The sequence below is a fragment of the Streptococcus mitis genome (assembly GCF_009496155.1).
Taxonomy (GTDB): domain Bacteria; phylum Bacillota; class Bacilli; order Lactobacillales; family Streptococcaceae; genus Streptococcus; species Streptococcus mitis_BQ.
Genome location: NZ_WIJP01000008.1, coordinates 75,051 through 91,918 on the forward strand (window position 1 = coordinate 75,051; position 16,868 = coordinate 91,918).

The window sequence follows — 16,868 nt, forward strand, 5'->3', positions numbered from 1 at the left end:
TTTCTAAACTTCTTTAACCATTATATCATGCCTGAGGGAAAATCAAAAACAGTGAGTCGAAACCCGCTGTTTATCTTCTTTTTCTTTAAATTTTTTCCAAGGCCAAGCGCAAGTCTTCAATCAAATCATCTACATTTTCAAGTCCAATAGACAAGCGGATTTGGTTTGGTGTGACACCTGCTGCTTCCAGATCTTTTTCTGACAATTGACCGTGAGTGGTTGTAGCTGGATGAACTACAAGCGATTTAGCATCTGCTACGTTTGCTAGGTCAGAAAAGATTTCTAAATTATCAATTACCTTGCGAGCTTCTGCCTCCCCACCTTTGACATGGAAGGTAAAGATTGATCCCACACCTTTTGGCAAGTATTTCTCAGCCAAGGCATGATAAGGACTATCAGCCAATTTTGGATAGTTAACTTTTTCTACCTTAGGATGGTTGACAAGGAAATCAACAATTTTCTCAGCATTTTGCACATGACGTTCGACACGAAGAGAAAGGGTTTCAAGTCCTTGGAGCAAGAGAAAGGCATTAAATGGTGACAAGGCCGCACCTGTATCACGAAGCAATTGAACACGGACAGCGATAATAAAGGCTGCTGCACCCACATCCCGAGTATAGCTCAAATTGTGGTAACTTGGGTCTTCCTCAACAAATTGAGAGAATTTACCTGAAGCTGCCCAGTCAAAACGACCACTATCGACAATCACTCCTCCAATAGTCGTACCATGCCCACCGATAAACTTAGTCGCAGAGTGAATGGCAATATCTACACCGTGAGAAAAGACATTAATCAAGTAAGGTGTGGCAAAGGTATTATCCGAAACAAGTGGAATCTGGTGTTTATGCGCAATCTCAGCCAATTTTTCCAAGTCAGGAATGTTGATCAAGGGATTCCCCAAGGTTTCAATCAAGACAAGCTTGGTATTATCATTGATTGCTGCTTCTACTTCCTCCAAATTATCCACGTCCACAAAGGTTGTTGTGATCCCATAACGAGGAAGGGTTTCTTTCAAGAGATTGAAGGTTCCACCGTAAATAGTTGATGCTGCTACAACATGGTCACCAGCATGGGCAAGTGCCAAAATCGTATAAGTCACTGCTGCCATACCTGATGCTGTTGCAAGAGCTCCTACACCACCTTCAAGTGCTGCAATTCGTTCTTCAAAGGCAGCTGTTGTAGGATTGGTGATACGAGTATAGATATTACCTGGTTTTCTCAAGGCAAACAAATCGGCACCTTCCTGCGTGTCATCAAAAACAAAGGATGTTGTCTGATAAATCGGCACTGCACGAGACTTAGTTGCTGGATCCACAACTTGACCAGCGTGTAGTTGCAAAGTTTCAAATTTTAAATCACGAGTCATAAAACGACCTCCAAATAGTTTGATTAAGGATATTGTAACACCTTATGTTATAGTTTACCAATATCAGTTTTCTATATTTTGATATAATAAATAGCTATTACCTTATTTTGAAAATGAAAAAAACACGAATCAATCGTGCTCATTTTCTTAATCTACATAAGTATCTTCATTTTTATTGAGGAAGGCATATGGAAGACCCATCAAGAGGCCTCCTCCGATAAAGTTTCCAATGAAGGTTACACCCCAGTGGCGAAGCATATTTCCAACACCGAAGTTAGCAATTGAATCAGCAGCAACACTGAATTTTACAATCGCGAAAGAAGCAAAGTTCGCAGCAATGTGCTCATTTGTTAAGAATACAAACATGTAAATTGCTGATAAAACAAGCCAAAGTTTGGCACCACCATCTTTGACCAAAACAAATGAAAGAATCGCAATATTTACGAAAATATTTGCCAAAATCGCCTCAAGTAAGACTAATTCATTTGAGCGGCCTAACTTCATCTCAACAACCCCTGAGATGAAACTATCGTGTGTCAGATGTGCATAAGCTGCTGAGTGGGCAAAGCCCCAACCTGCTATTAAAGCTCCGATAAGGTTGAACAAGGTACAGTAAAGTAAAATCTCAGCTGTTTTTCTCCAAGAGATTTTTTTCAAGAAACTACCAGCAGTCAAGAACATCATGTTTGATGTTACCAACTCGGCATTCAAGAAAACAATGTAGGCCAATCCCCAAGCAAAGACAAATGGGAAGAGGAAGCGTCCACTACCTGGTGCAATTTTATTAATCAAGTCAGCCCCAACTGCACCAGCAGCTGTACTGAAGGTTAAAAAAGCACCTGCAAACATAGAACGAATCGCATACTTAAATTTGCTCTGACTATAAAGACTTTCTTTCTTCTTACAAGCAAATTCAATCTTTGAGATAAATTCTGAAGAAACCATAATAAACTCCTAAAACTTTTATTTGTGATAATTATAACATAAAATCGATATAAAGAAAAGCCTTACATGACTGTATTTTTCCCCAATTTAAAAATTCAGCAATCGTTTACATTGTTTTAATAACAAGCTTTTAGAATTTTTAATTGTCCGAATCTAGAGATTGAGTAGAATCATTTTTGTTCTATTTATTACTAAATAGAACAAAAATGATTTCTCCGCACCTCTACTCTGATTCTTCTTAATCAACATATGTATCTTCATTCTTATTGAGGAAGGCATACGGTAAACCAATCAGAAGACCTCCACCTATAAAGTTAGCAATAAAGGTTACACCCCAATGTCGAAGGATATTTGGAAGATCAAAGTGAGGTACTTGATCAGCAATCATGCTAAATTTCATAATACTAAAGGAAGCAAAATTGGCAGCGATGTGCTCATTGGACAAGAAAACAAACATGGAAATAGCTGATAAAATGATCCATAGTTTGGCAGTACCATCTTTGACTAGTATAGATGAAAGAATGGCAATATTTACAAATACATTGGCAAGAATTCCCTCAAGCAGGACTAAATCACTTGGACGCGCCAATTTCTTGGCTACAAGCTTAGGAAGGAAACTATCATGGGTCAAATGGGAAAAGGCTGACGAGTTAGCAAAGGCCCATCCAGCTACCAAGGCACCAATGAGATTAAACAAAGTACAATAGAGTAAAATAATCATTGCCTTTTTCCAATCAATCTTTTTCAAGAACACTCCGGCTGTTAAGTACATCATATTGGAAGTTATCAATTCTGCATTTAGAAAGACGATATAGGCCAACCCCCAAGCAAAAACAAACGGGAAAAGGAAATAGCCACTATTTGGAACAATATTATTTAATAAATCCGCACCAATAGCCCCAGCAGCTGTACTAAAAGTTAAAAAAGCACCTGCAAACATGGAACGAATAGCATACTTGGACTTACTTTGATTGAAAAGACTTTCTTTCTTGTGGCAATAATAATCTATCTTCGAAATAAACTCTGAAGAACTCATAAACATCTCCTATTTTTTAATATTTATTATTATAACATAAAATATTTTAATAGGTAATCATTTTCTTAAATTTATAACATTTGTATTGATTTATACTCTTCGAAAATTAAATTCAAACCACGCCAGCTCTATATGCAATCTCAAAACAGTATTTTGAGCAACCTGCGACTAGCTTCCTAGTTTGCTCTTTGATTTTCATTGAATATTAGCATTACATAGTTTGCTTATAAAGCCATAAAAAGAACCAGTAAAACTAAATGTTTACTGATTCTTTAAAAATTAATAACGTTGTTTATACGGTTGATTGAAAGCTGTTAGAATTTCTTCAGGTGTTTGTGAATAGTCTTTTGTATCTTTCAAATCACCTTTGACAATAATCCGCTCTGTCGCATCATAGTCTACACATGTTACAAGTGTGATTTCATCAACACCACTACGGTCATCAATCTCATCAACACGATCTGGAGTTACATGCTTCACTTCATGAATTACATAGGTATAGACCTTATCCTTATCAGTTAGATAAATTTTCATACCATTTTTAGCACGTGATAATGGAGAAAATAGCATCTGACTAGCATTTTCTGCTGTAAAAATGTGATGACTAGCTAGTGAATAGTTTCCTTTCCCCATCACCTGATCACGCTTCATTGTACCAGCTCCATAGAAGAGATTAACATTATCAAGCCCCTTAAAAATTGGCAAGTTGATTTCTACTTCAGGAATAGCAATTCCACCAATAACTGGCAATTTTTGCGAATTCCATTGTGAGGATAAGACAGCTTCTGACGAAATGGCTTTTACTGAGTCAAAGTCAAAATTACCTTCTGTATCTTGATTTTCTTCCAGTTTTTCTTTTGATACTTGGCTAACTTGATACTTGTTAGTATTCCAAACCATGAACATATCACGAATTTTTGAATTAAAGATTAATGCCAGTGACAAGAGGATTAAGAATCCTGCCAAGACATTGATTAGTAAATTTTTACGATTTGTTTTCTTTTTGTTCTTTTTGTTCTTTTTATGAGACATTATGCTTCACCTTCTATTTCGTTTTCTGTCCCAACTTCTTCTTTTTCTGACGCTGCTACTGTTGTAAAGGTTACAATTTTGGCATCCTGATCCAGGCGCATCACCTTAACTCCCATAGTTGATCGACCTGTTTGTGAAATATTGGCAACGTTTGTTCGAATCATGACACCTGTATCAGTGATAATCATCAAATCTTCATCGCCTTTAACTGTCAAAAGACCTGATAGAGGACCATTTTTCTCAGCTACATTAGCCGTCTTCATCCCTTTACCACCACGACCTTTTGTTGGATATTCGGTCGCAACTGTACGCTTACCATATCCTTTTTCTGTGATGATAAGAACCTCGTCCTGGTCTGTAATCACACTAGCACCAACAACTGTGTCCCCTTCACGAAGGTTAACACCTTTCACACCAGTAGCGATACGACTCATGCCGCGAACGACTGATTGATTAAAACGAACTGCATAACCAAACTTGGTACCAATGATAATATCCGTATCTTCTTCCGTCAGCAGTACATTAATCAACTCATCTTCATCTTTGAGATTCAGTGCTTTAAGTCCATTCTGACGAATATTAGCAAATTCCTTAACGCTGGTTCTCTTCACAATACCTTGACGGGTTGTGAAGAAGAGATAGGCGTCATCGCTACGTTCAGATTCAACATTGATGATGGTCTGAATACTTTCACCTTCATCCAATTTCAAAAGATTGACTATTGGTAATCCCTTGGCAGTACGTCCATACTCAGGAATTTCATAGCCTTTCAGGCGATAGACACGACCTTTATTTGTGAAGAAGAGCAGATGATCATGGGTGCTGGTTGACACTAACTCACGGACAAAATCGTCATCCTTAACTCCTGTTCCTTGAACACCGCGACCTCCACGTTTTTGAGCAGTAAATTCACCCTGATCTAGACGTTTAATGTATCCTTTGTTAGAAAGAGTGATCAAAACATCCGATTCTTCAATCAAGTCCTCATCTTCAAGACTCAAGACTTCACCGACCATCAATTCCGTACGACGTTGGTCGCCAAACTTACGCTTGACTTCATCTAATTCATCTTTAATGATTTGCGAAACACGTTCCGACTTAGCAAGAATATCTGCTAAATCCGCAATCAGAGCCAAGAGGTCATCATATTCAGACTGAATCTTATCGCGTTCCAAACCTGTCAAACGACGAAGACGCATATCAAGGATGGCCTGACTTTGACGTTCAGAAAGTTTAAACTTGCTCATCAACTCAGCTTGTGCTTCAGCATCCGTTTCACTAGCACGGATGATACGAATCACTTCGTCAATATGGTCTAGTGCGATTAAGAGACCTTCTAAAATATGAGCACGCGCTTCTGCTTTTTCCTTATCAAAACGTGTACGACGAACAACCACTTCTTTTTGGTGCTCAATATAAGCATCCAAAATCTGACGAAGAGATAAAATCTTCGGTACCCCATTTTGTATTGCAAGCATATTGAAACCAAAGTTGGTTTGCATCTGGGTCATCTTGAAGAGATTGTTGAGGATAACATTGGCAGAAGCATCGCGTTTAACTTCAATGACGAATCGAACTCCTTCACGGTTTGACTCATCACGAACTGCTGTAATACCCTCAATTCGTTTTTCCTGAACCAAACGAACAATATGCTCATGCACCTTTGTTTTATTGACCATGTAAGGAAATTCTGTTACAACGATGCGCTCACGACCAGCCTTAGTTTCTTCGATTTCAGTACGAGAACGAAGAACAATCGAACCTTTACCTGTTTCGTAAGCCTTATGGATACCTGATTTTCCCATAACAAGGGCACCAGTTGGAAAATCTGGCCCAGGCAAGACCTCCATCAAATCCTTAGTGGTCACTTCAGGATTGTCCATGACCAACTTCACTGCATCAATGGTTTCACCCAAGTTGTGAGGTGGAATATTGGTAGCCATCCCAACGGCAATACCAGTTGCTCCATTAACTAAAAGATTTGGAAAACGCGCTGGCAAGACCAAGGGTTCACGTTCATTGGCATCATAGTTATCAACGAAATCAACCGTATTTTTATTGATATCACGAAGCATTTCCAGAGCAATTTTGCTCATGCGTGCCTCAGTGTATCGTTGCGCGGCAGCACCGTCTCCATCCATAGAACCAAAGTTTCCATGCCCATCTACAAGCATGTAACGGTAGCTCCACCATTGAGCCATACGAACCATGGCTTCATAGATAGAGGAATCTCCGTGTGGGTGGTATTTACCCATGACATCCCCTGTAATACGAGCAGATTTTTTATGAGGTTTGTCTGGGGTAACACCTAATTCATTCATTCCGTAGAGAATCCGACGGTGGACGGGTTTCAAGCCATCTCGAACATCAGGAAGAGCCCGCGCTACGATAACACTCATGGCGTAGTCGATAAAGCTCGTCTTCATCTCCTTTGTCAGATTGACATTCACTAAATTTCTATCCTGCATTAATAAATGCCTCATTTCACTATTAGTAATTAACTATATTATACCACAATGTCTGCCATATTTCAGGTATCTAGAACTATTAAAACGTTTACATCAAGAACTACAAGGCATATCCGTGACAAAGCATTTTAAAAGTGATAGAATTGAAATAACTGGGGAAACCCCTGAATAAAATTAAGGAGATGTTTAGACAAATGACACTAACTAAACAACACAAAAAAGTTATCCTTGTTGGTGATGGTGCTGTAGGTTCATCTTACGCCTTCGCTCTTGTTACTCAAGGAATCGCACAAGAACTTGGTATTATTGAAATTCCTCAATTGTTTGAAAAAGCAGTTGGTGATGCTGAAGACCTTAGCCACGCGCTTGCATTTACTTCACCAAAGAAAATCTACGCTGCTAAATACGAAGACTGTGCGGACGCTGACCTTGTTGTTATCACTGCTGGTGCTCCTCAAAAACCAGGTGAAACTCGTCTTGACCTTGTAGGTAAAAACCTTGCTATCAACAAATCAATCGTTGAACAAGTTGTTGCTTCAGGTTTCAATGGTATCTTCCTTGTTGCTGCTAACCCAGTAGATGTCTTGACTTATTCAACTTGGAAATTCTCTGGATTCCCTAAAGAACGCGTTATCGGTTCAGGTACTTCACTTGACTCAGCTCGTTTCCGTCAAGCACTTGCTGAAAAAATCGGTGTTGATGCTCGTTCAGTCCATGCCTACATCATGGGTGAGCACGGTGACTCAGAATTTGCTGTTTGGTCACATGCTAACGTTGCTGGTGTTAAATTGGAACAATGGTTGCAAGCAAACCGTGACTTAGATGAAGCTGACCTTGTGGAACTCTTCATTTCTGTTCGTGACGCTGCTTACTCAATCATTAACAAAAAAGGTGCAACATACTACGGTATCGCTGTAGCCCTTGCTCGTATCACAAAAGCAATCCTTGATGATGAAAATGCAGTACTTCCACTTTCTGTATTCCAAGAAGGTCAATATGGTGTTGAGAACGTCTTTATCGGTCAACCAGCTATCGTTGGTGCACACGGTATCGTTCGTCCAGTAAACATTCCATTGAACGACGCAGAAACTCAAAAAATGCAAGCATCTGCAAAAGAATTGCAAGCTATCATTGATGAGGCATGGAAAAATCCTGAATTCCAAGCAGCTTCAAAAAACTAATTTAGCTATAGACAACTCCTTGAATCATCAGGGAGTTGTTTTTTCTGTATTTAAACTTAATATCTGTTTTACATTTGCTTCTACAAGACAGCATAGTTTGTGTAAGCCATAAAAATATTAAAACAACAACTGTAATCTACACTCACATTACAAATGACATGAAACAAGCACTGATTGATTCACTTGATACTGTCTCATTAAATCGAAAGTAAAAAGTTTTGCCCCCTTTTTGCCCTCAACACAAAAAGAGCCCATCATACAGGCTAAAAAGCTTGATATGATAGGCTCTTTTTATTTTAATTAACGTACTGTACGAATACGCATTGTGTTTGTACGTACAGCTTCTCCAACTGGTACACCAGCTACGATAACGATATCGTCACCAGATTGTACAAGACCTGCTTCAACTGCTTTACGTTCAGCAATTTCGAACATATCGTCAGTTGAAGATGGAGCATCTGTCAACATTGGGATAACACCCCAGTTCAACATCAATCCACGTTCTGTCAATTCGTCAAATGTCAACGCCAAGATGTCAGCATTTGGACGGTATTTAGAAATCAAACGTGCAGTGTGTCCAGTCTTAGTAAGAGTTACAACCAATTTAATGTCCATTGAGTTAGTAGCATCTTTAACAGCTGAAGCCATTACTTCTGTCTTAGAGTTACGTTCGAATGAATCTGAGTTCAAACGTCCGTATTCGTTAAGAAGAGTTTGAGCGTTCTTGTCGATTGTTGCCATTGTAGTTACTGACTCAAGTGGGTATTTACCGTTTGCAGACTCACCTGAAAGCATTGTAGCGTCAGTTCCATCGATAACAGCGTTAAATACGTCTGATACTTCTGAACGAGTTGCACGTGGTTTTTCAGTCATTGTTTCAAGCATGTTTGTTGCAGTGATAACAACTTTACCTGCAGCATTGACTTTCTTGATAATCATTTTTTGGTAAACTGGAACCATTTCGTATGGTACTTCGATACCCATGTCACCACGAGCGATCATGATACCATCAGCAACTTCGATGATTTCATCCAAGTTGTCGATACCTTGTTGGTTTTCGATTTTAGCGAACAATTGAACGTGTCCGTTTCCAGTTTCTTTACAGATTGCACGAACTTCGTTTACGTCTTTTGCAGTACGTACGAATGAAATAGCGATGAAGTTGATACCTTGTTCAAGACCAAAGCGAATGTCATCGTTATCACGTTCAGCAAGGGCTGGGAAAGGAATTTTAGTGTTAGGGATGTTCACACCTTTTTGTTTAGCGATGATACCATCGTTTTCAACTTCAACTTCAAATTCACGAGCTACGTCGTCTTTAGCAACAACACGAAGACCAAGTTTACCATCATCAACCAAAACTTGACGGCCAACTTCAACATCATCATAAATATCAAGAGCACCAGCAACGTTCAATGCAATCACATCACGAGTTGATTTGATTCCTTGTTTAGTTGCAACACGGATTTTCTCACCAGTTTTGTATGAGTACTCTTTTGCATCTCCTTCAAACAATTCTGTACGGATTTCTGGTCCTTTTGTGTCAAGAAGGAAACCAACTTTTTTACCTGCAAGTTTTTCAGCAAGTTTAACAGTCGCCATACGGTCACCTTGTTCTTGGTGGTCACCGTGTGAGAAGTTGAAACGGAATGTGTTAGCACCAGCTTCAATCAATTTAGCAATGTTTTTAGCTGAAGCTTCAACATCAAGTTTTTCACCCCAGTATCCGTCATCACCGAATTTTTTACCACCACGGATTTCTACCGCAGGTCCCAAAGTTGCAACGATTTTTACACGTTTGTTCATGATTTTTATGACTCCTTTATATATATGACCTTTTTTGGTCTTATTAACTAAATTATAAATTATGACAAGCTCTTATTCAAGCTAGATAGTTCAAGGTCAGCCTTGTGTGGATTGTTAACCACAATCTTACCATCAGCAGTCAAGCTGAACAATGCTCCTTCTTCTGCAGTACCAAGAATTGGGTTTTCAACCATTTTCTCATTACGGATACCAACCGCAACACCACCGATACCTTCTTTAAGAAGTTTAACGGCATGAGCACCCATACGTGACGCCAAAACACGGTCACGCGCAGTTGGAGAACCACCACGTTGAATATGACCAAGTTCTGTCACACGAAGGTCGCTTGTATCTCCAGCTTCTTTAAGTTTTTGACCAAATTCAGCCGCTGACATCACACCCTCAGCCAAGACGATGATATTGTGTTTTTTACCACACTCATAACCAGCTTTGATGCTTGCTACGATATCTTCCATCTTGAAGCCTTCTTCAGGGATGATGATTTCATCAGCACCAGTTGCAATACCAGCCCAAAGAGCGATATCACCAGCGTTACGTCCCATAACTTCGATAACAAAAGTACGACGGTGACTTGATGATGTATCACGAATCTTATCGATAGCGTCCATAGCAGTCGTAACCGCTGTGTCAAAACCTATTGTGAAGTCTGTACCAACGATATCGTTATCGATTGTACCTGGAAGACCGATAGCTGGGAAGCCATGTTCAGTCAAACGCATAGCACCGTGGTAAGATCCGTCACCACCGATAACAACTACACCTTCAATCCCGTGTTTTTTCAATTGCTCAATCCCTTTAAGTTGCCCTTCAAGTTGAGCGAACTCTGGATAGCGAGCTGAGTGAAGGAAAGTACCACCACGAGAAATGATGTCTCCTACTGAAGCGGCATCTAATGGATGAATTTCACCAGCAACCATACCAGCATATCCATCATAGATACCAAATACTTCCATTCCTTCTGAAATTGCTTGACGAACAACTGCACGGATGGCAGCATTCATACCAGGGGCGTCTCCACCACTAGTCAAAACAGCAATACGTTTCATATTGGTTTATGCTCCTTTTTCTTTTAACATTCTTATTGATTATACCACATTTGATTTTAAAATTCTTCTATTTTCCGTATTTTTAGCGATAAATCGTTTTCATAACCATTCCATTCAATTTCGCTTCTAATTCATCAGATTTAGTTACAAAATGACGAGGAGATACAATCGTTCTCTGTTCCTCTTCATACCTGATGATGACTGGAATTGTGCCTTTATATTGCTCTAAAATACGTGAAATCTCCTGATCAGATTCATGATTTTTCACTTGAATCCAAAAGCGTTCAGCCACTGCTTCTCTTATTTCTTGTGCAATCATTTGCAGACGGCCATCACGGGACTGGACTTTCCCTCTGATATAGTAGAAGGCTCCTTCTCTTACTTCCTGCCCAATCTGTCGATATAAATCTGAAAAGAGAGTGACATCCAATTTTTTCTTACTGTCATCTACCTGTAAAAAGGCCATATTTTCACCCTTTTTGGTGCGAATGGTTTTAATTTTTTGAATTTCTACCAAGATAATGGAGTGACTATTTTCTGACAAATTTCCGATTGGTGTAATCGGATAAATAGCCTTACTTGCAATAGCTTGTAGGGGATGTTTGCTAACTCCTACTCCTAAAAGCTCTTGTTCCATATAGAATTTTTCTTGTTCCGTCCAATCTTCCGATTCCTGCCAACTATATATCGTATCACCGAACAAGCTTCCTAACTCTTTCACAAATTCAAATAGATTAGCTAAATTATTGAATACTTTTTGACGATTTTTCTCAAATGAATCGAAAAGACCAACTTTTACTAATGGTTCTAGCAGAGGAAGTTTCAGATAATTCTCAGGTAATTTAGCTATAAAATCTTCAATGCTAGAATAAGGTCTATTTTCAATAATCCAGAGAGCCAAATCATTGCTGACCCCTTTAATTGATTTCAGACCTAGATAGATGGACTTGTTAGCAATTTTATCGTGATAGGGGATGGTATTGATAGATAACGGTGCTACTTCAAAGCCTGCTTCAAGAGCATCTGTTAGATAATCACTGTTGGCAGAATTTAACATGACCTGATAAAAGATGGATGGATAATGTGTTTTGAAATAGGCCAACTGGAAAGCCAAGGCTGAGTATGCATAGGCATGAGATCTATTAAATCCATAACCTGCAAACTTTTCCATGACATCAAAAACCTGCTCTGCCTTTTTCGCAGTATGACCAGCTTCTAATGAACCTTGAATAAAGGAAGCCCTCATCTCATGCATGGCAGAGGCATCCTTTTTCCCCATAGCCCGACGCAAAATATCGGCCTTCCCAAGACTAAATCCAGCAAAACGCTGAGCAACCTGCATAACCTGCTCCTGATAGAGCATGATGCCGTAGGTTGGAGCCAAAATATCCTCCAGCACTGGATCCAGAACTGTCACTTCTTCCTGCCCATGCTTTCTTGCCACAAAATTATTGATGTAGTCACTTGCACCTGGTCGATTTAGAGAAGTAGTTGCTACGACATCTTCAAAACAGACTGGTTGAACACGCTTGAGTAGGCGAATGGCACCAGGTTGTTCAAATTGAAAGATACCTTTTGTATTTCCAGAGGCAAATAAAGCTAGAGTGTCGTTGTCTTCTAAATCGATTTCTTCAATTTTAAGGTGAATACCTTCTGTTTCAGCAAGCAATTCTTGCATCTTCTGGACAAAGGTCAAATTTCGTAATCCCAGAAAATCCATCTTCAAAAGTCCACTGGCTTCAACTCCATGAGCATCATACTGAGTCAGTGGGATTTCGTCACCATGCTTTAGAGGGATGTAATTGGTCAAGTCTTGGTCACTAATGACAACACCAGCCGCATGGACAGAGGTTTGTCTTGGATAGCCCTCAATCTTACAGGCAATTTCAAAAGCTTTTTGGTATTCTAACTTACTATTGATTTGCTGACGAAACTGTAGATTTCCCTCATAGGCTGACTTGAGATTATCACGAAAACTGATTTTCTTGGTAATTGCGGACAATTCATATTCTGGCACACCAAAGCGCTTCAAAACATCACGTAAAGCTTGCTTGGCTCCAAAGGTAGAAAACGTAACGATTTGAGCAGCATGTTTACTGCCATATTTATTGCCAACATATCTGATAAAATCTGGACGATAAATATCTGGGATATCAATATCAATATCAGGCATAGTATAGCGTTCACGATTGAGGAAACGTTCAAAAATGAGATTCTTCTGAACTGGGTCAATCCCTGTAATGTCTAAGGCATAAGAAACCAAGCTACCAACTGCAGAACCTCGTCCCATTCCCATATAATACCCATTCGAGCGTCCAAAACGCAATAAATCCCAAACAACCAAGAAATAATCATCAAAGCCCATATCATGAATAACAGCCAATTCTTGGTTTAGACGGTCTTGATATTCTTTACCAGTCAATCCCTTCTGAGCAAGCCCAAGCTCAGCGCGTTCTCTCAACTCTTCTACTGCTGGTCTAGCTGGGTTAAAACGAGGCAGTTTCAAACTAGTATCCAAATCGTAAGAAATACCTGAAATAAGCTTTTCTAAATTGTCTAAGGCTTGAGGAAAACGTTCTTGGAATAGTTTCTCTAAAGAACTTGCAGATAAAAGCACATCTTGTCGTGAGCGCAAGGGAACTTCTCTAAGTGGTAGATTTTCTTTAATCGCTGTTAACACTTGCAAAACTTCTCTATCCCTGCTTTCAAAGGCATTGACCCGATAAAGGGGCAAGATTGGATGATGAAATTCGCTTGCCAGTGTTTCTGGATAAACTCCAATATAGTAATCATATCCTATATTTAGCGACTCAATCGCTTCAAAATAAGGCACAATGACCGCGATATCCTCCAGGTACTGGGACAGGACTGACCAAGTTTTCTCCCCCTGCATCTTAGCTGTTGAAAGCTTCATCAACTGCTGATAGCCCACACTAGATAGAGCTAAAAAACGCAGATTCAAATCCTTATCATCTATAAGTACATTCATTTCAAGCCCTAATAGAGGATGAATGCCGTATTTTTTTGTAACCTCTAGAAATTCAAAAGCACCATAAAGATTATCAATATCCATCATAGCCAGATGAGTGTAGCCATAGTCTTTAGCTGCTCTCACATACTTGTCTATCGAAATAACGCTCTCCATAAAACTATAAACTGTTTTTGTATCTAGTTGTGCGATCAATTTACACTTCTCCTCTATCGTTCTCACTATATTATACCATTTTCAAAAAGAGAAAGACAAAAGCATTGAATCCTGTCTATATTTTATCCTTAAAGTAAGATTTTTTGAATGAAAAATTAAAAATACATTTAAAGAATCAAATACTCCGGTAATTTTTTTACTTTTTTATCCCAAAAAGTGAATATATCTTTTAAAAGAGAAAGATACGTTCAGTTAACTTGTTTGCTATAATAACTTATTTCGGCTATAGAATAGTACCTGTTTTTCCATATAAATTGTATTCATTATTCTTTAATTAATTTCTTTATCATTTAATGATTCCCTTTATCCTATTTTTTTGATATAATAACCTTAATTATTTTTTATTTTATAAGGAGGTTATATGCGCTTTAATCAATTCAGCTATTTATCACTTCCAAGAAATACTATTTTATATGAATTAAAAAAGTATGGATTTGATTTCCCATCTGAGATGGCAGATAAAAAGATGTTAAAGATTTTTTTAAGTCGTTTCTTTTTTACTTATCAAGACATCAATTATCCATTCTCCATCTTAGCAGTTGATAAAGAAACTGACTTACTGACTTTTTTTCAGTCAGATAAAGAGTTGACTGCAGATATTTTCTATACTGTAGCCTTTCAACTCCTAGGTTTTTCTTATTTGGTTGACTTCGAAGACAGTGAAGTTTTCCGTAAAGAAACTGGTTTTCCCATCGTATATGGTGACTTGATTGAAAATCTCTATCAGTTACTCAATACTCGAACCAAAAAAGGAAATCTCCTGATTGATCAACTGGTAAGTGATGGTCTCATCCCTGAAGATAATACCTACCACTACTTTAACGGCAAGAGTTTAGCAACTTTTTCTAGCCATGATGTGATTCGAGAAGTCGTTTACGTTGAGTCTCGTGTCGATACCGACCAAAAAGGGCTACCAGACCTAGTCAAGGTTAGCATTATTCGTCCTCGTTTTAATGGACAAATACCTGCTATCATGACGACCAGTCCCTATCATCAGGGAACAAATGATAAAGCCAGCGACAAAGCTCTTTACAAGATGGAGGGAGATATCGAGGTTAAACCTGCTCACAAGATCGAGCTAGAGGAACCTCAACTAAATCTCGTCCAACCTAAAGGTCAAGCTGAGCTTGTGTCAGAAGCTGAGGAAAAGTTGACACACATCAACGCTAGCTATAGTCTCAACGACTACTTCCTTCCACGAGGGTTTGCTAATCTCTATGTCTCAGGTGTTGGTACCAAAGACTCTACTGGTTTCATGACTAACGGGGACTACCAGCAAATCGAGGCCTATAAAAATGTCATCGATTGGCTCAATGGTCGTTGCCGTGCCTTTACTGATCACACGCGCCAGCGTCAAGTCAAGGCTGACTGGTCAAACGGAAAAGTAGCCACAACTGGACTTTCCTATCTAGGTACCATGTCAAACGGTCTTGCCACTACTGGTGTAGATGGTTTAGAAGTAATCATTGCCGAGGCGGGTATTTCCTCATGGTACAACTACTACCGTGAAAACGGTTTAGTAACTAGTCCAGGTGGTTATCCTGGTGAGGATTTTGACTCGCTTGCTGAGTTAACCTACTCTCGTAATCTCTTAGCTGGTGACTATATCCGTGGTAATGAGGCTCACCAAGCTGACTTAGAAAAAGTAAAAGAACAACTGGATCGCAAGACTGGCGACTACAATCAGTTTTGGCATGACCGCAATTATCTGCTAAATGCCCATAAAGTAAAGGCAGAGGTTGTCTTTACTCATGGTTCTCAGGATTGGAATGTCAAACCACTTCATGTTTACCAGATGTTCCATGCTCTTCCATCTCACATCAATAAGCATCTCTTTTTCCATAATGGCGCCCATGTTTATATGAACAACTGGCAGTCCATTGACTTCCGTGAATCTATGAACGCCTTATTGACTAAGAAATTATTGGGGCTAGATACAGATTTTCAACTTCCGACTGTTATCTGGCAGGATAATACTGCTCCTCAGACTTGGTTATCTCTTGATAACTTTGGTGAGCAAGAAAACTTTGAAACCTTCTCACTCGGTCAAGAAGAGCAGGTTATTCAAAACCAGTATTCAGATAAGGATTTTGAGCGTTATGGTAAGACATACCAGACCTTCAATACGGAACTCTATCAAGGGAAAGCCAATCAAATTACTATTGACCTTCCTGTGACCAAAGATCTCCACCTGAACGGTCGTGCACAGCTCAATCTTCGTATCAAGTCCAGTACAAACAAGGGGCTCTTATCAGCTCAACTGCTGGAACTTGGGCAAAAGAAATACCTACAGCCTTATCCAGCTGTTTTAAGTGCTAGAACCATTGACAACGGTCGCTATCACATGCTGGAAAATCTCTGTGAATTGCCATTTAGTGCAACTACACAACGAGTCATTACAAAAGGCTACCTCAATTTACAAAATAGAAATGATTTACTGTTAGTAGAGGATATCAAGGCAGGTGAATGGATGGATGTCCAGTTTGAACTGCAACCAACTATTTATAAGCTAAAAGAAGGTGACACTCTCCGTTTAGTCCTCTATACTACTGACTTTGAAATCACCATACGTGACAACACCGCTTACCACCTGACTGTTGATCTTGAACAGTCTACTCTTACCCTACCTTGTCAAAAGATATAATATCAGACTTTCAGTGTTGAAATTTTCCAAGGAAAGCTTAATTACGTGACCATTTGCCTTCCTATAATCAATAACCTCCACTTGAACAGTCGAAAAAAACTACAACTTGGTATCAAAT

General features: G+C 39.1%; 10 protein-coding genes. 2 read left to right on the forward strand and 8 right to left on the reverse strand.

What is annotated here, in order from left to right; genetic code table 11:
- Positions 1 to 85: 85 nt before the first annotated feature.
- From GEZ84_RS06320 to gyrA, 5 genes are all read right to left on the reverse strand, one after another.
- Complete coding sequence (locus GEZ84_RS06320; RefSeq protein WP_153223910.1) at positions 86 to 1,366, reverse strand: O-acetylhomoserine aminocarboxypropyltransferase/cysteine synthase family protein; 1,281 nt, start codon at positions 1,364 to 1,366, stop codon at positions 86 to 88.
- A gap of 147 nt (positions 1,367 to 1,513) precedes the next feature.
- Entirely contained in the window at positions 1,514 to 2,311 is a 798-nt protein-coding gene (locus tag GEZ84_RS06325) for a formate/nitrite transporter family protein (protein WP_020900680.1), read from the reverse strand.
- A gap of 238 nt (positions 2,312 to 2,549) precedes the next feature.
- Positions 2,550 to 3,347 (reverse strand): formate/nitrite transporter family protein, encoded by a 798-nt coding sequence (locus tag GEZ84_RS06330; protein WP_153223911.1) that lies wholly within the window; start codon positions 3,345 to 3,347, stop codon positions 2,550 to 2,552.
- A 279-nt stretch (positions 3,348 to 3,626) separates the two neighbouring features.
- A complete protein-coding gene (locus GEZ84_RS06335; RefSeq protein WP_153223912.1) occupies positions 3,627 to 4,379 on the reverse strand; it encodes a class A sortase in 753 nt (250 codons plus the stop codon).
- Positions 4,379 to 6,847, reverse strand: a complete 2,469-nt coding sequence (gene gyrA, locus GEZ84_RS06340; RefSeq protein WP_153223913.1) for a DNA gyrase subunit A — start codon at positions 6,845 to 6,847, stop codon at positions 4,379 to 4,381. Before gyrA ends, GEZ84_RS06335 begins: the two co-directional genes overlap by 1 nt.
- Positions 6,848 to 7,041: 194 nt before the next feature.
- Here gyrA and GEZ84_RS06345 point away from each other — a divergent pair, with 194 nt between their 5' ends.
- Positions 7,042 to 8,028 (forward strand): L-lactate dehydrogenase, encoded by a 987-nt coding sequence (locus GEZ84_RS06345; RefSeq protein WP_049539154.1) that lies wholly within the window; start codon positions 7,042 to 7,044, stop codon positions 8,026 to 8,028.
- Between the two features lie 300 nt (positions 8,029 to 8,328).
- Here GEZ84_RS06345 and pyk read toward each other — a convergent pair whose 3' ends face one another.
- The 3 genes from pyk to GEZ84_RS06360 all read right to left on the reverse strand — a co-directional run bounded on the left by pyk (position 8,329) and on the right by GEZ84_RS06360 (position 14,085).
- Positions 8,329 to 9,834, reverse strand: a complete 1,506-nt coding sequence (gene pyk, locus GEZ84_RS06350) for a pyruvate kinase (protein WP_001042787.1) — start codon at positions 9,832 to 9,834, stop codon at positions 8,329 to 8,331.
- Between the two features lie 59 nt (positions 9,835 to 9,893).
- Positions 9,894 to 10,901, reverse strand: coding sequence for a 6-phosphofructokinase (gene pfkA / locus GEZ84_RS06355; protein ID WP_020900675.1), 1,008 nt, complete (start codon positions 10,899 to 10,901; stop codon positions 9,894 to 9,896).
- 82 nt (positions 10,902 to 10,983) lie between these two features.
- On the reverse strand, positions 10,984 to 14,085 hold the full coding sequence (locus GEZ84_RS06360; RefSeq protein WP_153223914.1) for a DNA polymerase III subunit alpha: 3,102 nt from the start codon (positions 14,083 to 14,085) through the stop codon (positions 10,984 to 10,986).
- 382 nt (positions 14,086 to 14,467) lie between these two features.
- Between GEZ84_RS06360 and GEZ84_RS06365 the strand changes: the two genes are divergently transcribed.
- A complete protein-coding gene (locus GEZ84_RS06365) occupies positions 14,468 to 16,750 on the forward strand; it encodes a Xaa-Pro dipeptidyl-peptidase (RefSeq protein ID WP_153223915.1) in 2,283 nt (760 codons plus the stop codon).
- The last annotated feature ends 118 nt before the right edge of the window (positions 16,751 to 16,868 follow it).

Excerpts from the sequence above, each read along its gene's own strand:
- GEZ84_RS06320 (WP_153223910.1), bottom strand. The coding sequence starts at position 1,366 with ATGACTCGTGATTTAAAATTTGAAACTTTGCAACTACACGCTGGTCAA.
- GEZ84_RS06325 (WP_020900680.1), bottom strand. The coding sequence starts at position 2,311 with ATGGTTTCTTCAGAATTTATCTCAAAGATTGAATTTGCTTGTAAGAAG.
- GEZ84_RS06330 (WP_153223911.1), bottom strand. The coding sequence starts at position 3,347 with ATGAGTTCTTCAGAGTTTATTTCGAAGATAGATTATTATTGCCACAAG.
- GEZ84_RS06335 (WP_153223912.1), bottom strand. The coding sequence starts at position 4,379 with ATGTCTCATAAAAAGAACAAAAAGAACAAAAAGAAAACAAATCGTAAA.
- gyrA (WP_153223913.1), bottom strand. The coding sequence starts at position 6,847 with ATGCAGGATAGAAATTTAGTGAATGTCAATCTGACAAAGGAGATGAAG.
- GEZ84_RS06345 (WP_049539154.1), top strand. The coding sequence starts at position 7,042 with ATGACACTAACTAAACAACACAAAAAAGTTATCCTTGTTGGTGATGGT.
- pyk (WP_001042787.1), bottom strand. The coding sequence starts at position 9,834 with ATGAACAAACGTGTAAAAATCGTTGCAACTTTGGGACCTGCGGTAGAA.
- pfkA (WP_020900675.1), bottom strand. The coding sequence starts at position 10,901 with ATGAAACGTATTGCTGTTTTGACTAGTGGTGGAGACGCCCCTGGTATG.
- GEZ84_RS06365 (WP_153223915.1), top strand. The coding sequence starts at position 14,468 with ATGCGCTTTAATCAATTCAGCTATTTATCACTTCCAAGAAATACTATT.